General features: G+C 64.1%; 2 protein-coding genes. One reads left to right on the top strand and one right to left on the bottom strand.

The genetic code is table 11. The features are described 5' to 3' along the window. Positions 1–1109: hypothetical protein (locus tag AC4FAH_RS08015; protein ID WP_490245872.1), on the bottom strand; the 1109-nt coding region annotated here is incomplete at its 3' end. Between the two features lie 263 nt (positions 1110–1372). On the opposite strand from AC4FAH_RS08015, the gene AC4FAH_RS08010 reads away from it, so the two are divergent. Next, positions 1373–4216, top strand: a complete 2844-nt coding sequence (locus tag AC4FAH_RS08010; RefSeq protein WP_490245871.1) for a valine--tRNA ligase — start codon at positions 1373–1375, stop codon at positions 4214–4216. Positions 4217–4306 lie beyond the last annotated feature (90 nt).

The raw sequence follows: 4306 nt of genomic DNA, 5'->3' as shown, positions 1-4306 counted from the left end.
ACCTGCTGCGCATCCACCACCGCCAGCAACCGCCAGTCGGTGCCCGGCACCGATTGCCAGCCGACCAGCCGCTCACCGGCGAGCAAGGAAACGCTGCGCACGCCCTGCGCCTCATCCGAGATGCTGCGCAGCAGGTGCGCCATGGCCGGGGAGTTCTCGACATCATGCGCCGTATCGAGGAAGCGATCGTGCAGCAGCGGCATCGGCACCACTTCAGGGACGGGCTGGGGGCCGAAATCCTGCTCACCGACCCTCGGCATGGCCATGACGACATCGTCACTCACCAGAATCAGATAGGCGCCCCAGGGCAGCTCGGCATTCTCGAGCCGCTCGACCAGAGAATCGAGGGTGACGTCGATGCCGACCACGCCTTCGAGGAAGTCGCCGCGATGGACCGGCATCAGCGTCGAGACCAGCCAGCCGCTGCCGACCGGGTCCTGGTAGGGCGGCGTGATGACGGCGCCACGACTCGGGTTGTTGCGGTCATCCGCCAGGTAGTAGAAGCCGTAGCTGGTGAGGTCGACGCCAGGCGTGAAGATGTTGCGGGTATCGGTCCACGGCAACATGCGGAAATAGCCGTCGTAGCCGGAGAACCAGATCTGGCGCAGCTCGGGTTGCGTGGCGAGCATGTCCGACACCTGGGCATCCATTGCCGAGAGGCGCACCACCTTGTCGTGGTCCTGCAGATAGCTGGGCACCAGCGAGGAGTAATAGGAGCCGGCGCCACCATCGTTCTCGGCGACGTACAGGGTGCCGTCGCCCGCGCTCATGTGGCGCTTTAGCTCCTGCTCGCGCTGGCGGGACGTCACGGGGGTGTCCATGTGACGCAGAGTGCTGCGCGCCAGCTGACGGGCATCGCTGCGCCAGTCGTCCGCCAGCAGGCTGATGTGCTCTGCCTCGTAATGGGTCAGCTGCTCGAGCTGGGTATTCACCAGCTCACTGCGCGTGGAGTCCTGCTGCCCGGAGACCAGCCAGTGCAACACTAGATAGCAGCCCAGCAGCGCCACCTCGAGCACCAGCAATGGCACCAGCGCATGACGCAGCAGTTCATGCCAGACCCAACGACGTGTCGGACGAGGGGCACCGTCCGTGGGGCGAGGCTTGGACATTGCGGCTCCGCGAGCGTGAGAGAATGGGAAGTGTGCGAGGCGGCAAGCCTCGGCGTCATGAGGTCGCAACAGGATACGGCATCAGTGCGTGGATGTTGCCTGCTTTGTGAAAACAGCGTCTGCCAGACGCCACGAGGGCCTGCCCGCCAAGACCGAATGACGCCCGTCATCAGCGGCGCTATAATCGAGCCCATTTTCTGCCTGCGCTGACCGCTCCTTGAGCCGGCGCGGGACGCCCCGCCCAACCGGATCAATGCAGACCCATGGACAAGACCTACCAACCGAACGCCATCGAGACGCGCTGGTACGAGCGCTGGGAATCCGACAACCGCTTTGCGCCGTCAGGCCAGGGCGAGAGCTTCTCATTGGTCATCCCGCCGCCCAACGTCACCGGCTCCCTGCACATGGGCCACGCCTTCCAGGATTCCATCATGGACACCCTGGTCCGCTGGCGCCGCATGCAGGGTCGCAACACCCTGTGGCAGGTAGGCACCGACCACGCCGGTATCGCCACCCAGATGCTGGTCGAGCGCAAGGTCGCCGCCGAAGAAGGCAAGACCCGCCATGATCTCGGCCGCGAAGCCTTCACCGACAAGATCTGGGAGTGGAAGGAAGAGTCCGGCGGCAACATCACCCGCCAGCTGCGTCGCATGGGCACCAGCATCGACTGGAAGCGCGAGCGCTTCACCATGGATGACGGCTTCTACAAGGCGGTGCAGGAAGTCTTCGTGCGCCTGCACAAGGAAGACCTGATCTACCGCGGCAAGCGTCTGGTCAACTGGGACCCGACCCTGCACACCGCGATTTCCGATCTCGAAGTCGAGAACCGCGATCAGCAGGGCAGCTTCTGGCACTTCCGCTACCCGCTGGCCGATGGCGTCAAGACCGCCGATGGCAAGGACTACGTCATCGTCGCCACCACGCGCCCGGAAACCCTGCTGGGTGACACCGGCGTGGCCGTCAATCCCAAGGATGAGCGCTACGCAAGCCTGGTCGGCAAGTTCATCGAGCTGCCGCTGGTCGGCCGTCGCATCCCCATCGTCGCCGATGAGCACGCCGACATGGAAAAGGGCTCCGGTTGCGTCAAGATCACCCCGGCCCACGACTTCAATGACTACGAAGTCGGCAAGCGTCAGGGCCATCTGCTGATCAACGTGATGAGCCAGGATGCCACCATCCTGGAGCGCGCCGAGATCTATGACCTCCAGGGCCGTCCGCAGCCCCAGGAAGACGCCAGCCTGCCGGCCGCCTACGCCGGTCTGGATCGCTTCGTCGCCCGCGAGAAGCTGGTCGCCGACATGGACGCGCTGGGCCTGCTGGAGCAGGTCGAGGCCGTCAACAACACCCTGCCGCACGGTGACCGCTCCGGCGATGTCATCGAGCCGCTGCTGACGGACCAGTGGTTCGTGGCCGTCGAGGAGCTGGCGCGTCCGGCCATCGAGGCGGTCGAGAACGGCGACATCGAGTTCGTGCCCAAGAACTACGAGAACATGTACTTCGCGTGGATGCGTGACCTGCAGGACTGGTGCATCTCGCGTCAGCTGTGGTGGGGCCACCGCATTCCGGCCTGGTACGACAACGACGGCAACGTCTATGTCGGCCGCAATGAAGAGGAAGTCCGCGCCGAGAACAACCTGGGTGCCGACGTCGAACTGCGTCAGGACGAAGACGTCCTCGACACCTGGTTCAGCTCCGCGCTGTGGACCTTCGGCACCCTCGGCTGGCCGGCGGACACGGAAGAACTCAAGACCTTCCACTCCACCGACGTGCTGGTCACCGGCTTCGACATCATCTTCTTCTGGGTGGCGCGGATGATCATGTTCACCCTGAAGTTCAAGGGTGAAGTGCCGTTCCGCAAGGTCTACGTGCATGGTCTGGTGCGCGACAGCCTCGGTCAGAAGATGTCCAAGTCCAAGGGCAACGTGCTCGACCCCATCGACCTGATCGACGGCATCGGCATCGAGGAGCTGGTCGAGAAGCGTACCGGCAACATGATGCAGCCGAAGAAGGCCAAGGCGATCGCCAAGGCCACCCGCAACGAGTTCCCGGAAGGCATCGAGCCTCACGGTACCGATGCGCTGCGCTACACCCTGCTGTCACTCGCCTCCACCGGGCGTGACGTGAAGTTCGACATGGGCCGTCTCGATGGCTATCGCAACTTCTGCAACAAGCTGTGGAATGCGGCGCGCTACGTGCTGATGAATGCCGAGGACCAGGATTGCGGCGTCAACGGCGAAACCGTCGAACTGTCGCTGGCCGATCGCTGGATCATCGCGCGCCTGCAGCAGACCGAGCAGCAGGTCACCCGCGCGCTGGAAGAGTTCCGCTTCGACCACGCCTCCCAGGCGCTCTACGAGTTCATCTGGAACGAGTACTGCGACTGGTATCTGGAGCTGTCCAAGCCGGTTCTGTGGGACGACAACGCCAGCATCGAAGCCAAGCGCGGCACGCGTCGCACCCTGGTGCGCGCCCTCGAGACCATCCTGCGCCTGATCCACCCGATGATGCCGTTCATCTCCGAGGAGATCTGGCAGCGTATCGCACCGCACGCCGGCAAGCCGGTGGAAGGCGAGAGCATCATGAGCCAGGCGTGGCCACAGGCCGAAGCCGACCGGATCGATGAACAGGCCATCCGCGATATCGAGTGGCTGAAAGGCATCATCATCGCCATCCGCAACGTGCGCGGCGAGCTCAACCTGTCACCGGCCAAGCCGCTGGAAGTCTTCCTGCAGAACGGCGCGGCTGGCGATGCCGAGCGCCTGGAAGCCAACCGCCTGTTCCTCTCCAAGCTGGCACGTCTGGAAAGCATCACCTTCCTGGCGGCAGGCGACGAAGCTCCGATGTCCGCCATCCAGCGCGTCGGTGAGCTGGAAGTGCTGGTGCCGATGGCAGGCCTGATCGACAAGGAAGCCGAGCTCAAGCGCATCGACAAGGAGCACGAGAAGCAGCAGAAGGTCATCACCGGCCTCGAGAACAAGCTCGGCAACGAGAAGTTCGTCGGTCGTGCACCGGCTGATGTGGTCGAGAAGGAGCGCGCCAAGCTGGCCGATGCCCAGGCGGAACTTGCGCTGCTGGAAAGCCAGCGCGTCAAGATCGAAGCGCTGTAAGTCACGCACGCTCTGTACGCAAGCAAAAGCCCCCTGCATCGAACGGTGCAGGGGGCTTTCTCGTTTCTGGCAGCCCGCTCGCGAATCGCC

The organism is Cobetia sp., assembly GCF_983723665.1.
Note: the sequence above shows the minus strand (reverse complement) of the source record. Positions and strands in the feature narration are given on the sequence as shown.

Bases quoted from the DNA above. Each gene is read 5' to 3' on its own strand.
- AC4FAH_RS08010 (WP_490245871.1), top strand. From the start codon at position 1,373: ATGGACAAGACCTACCAACCGAACGCCATCGAGACGCGCTGGTACGAG.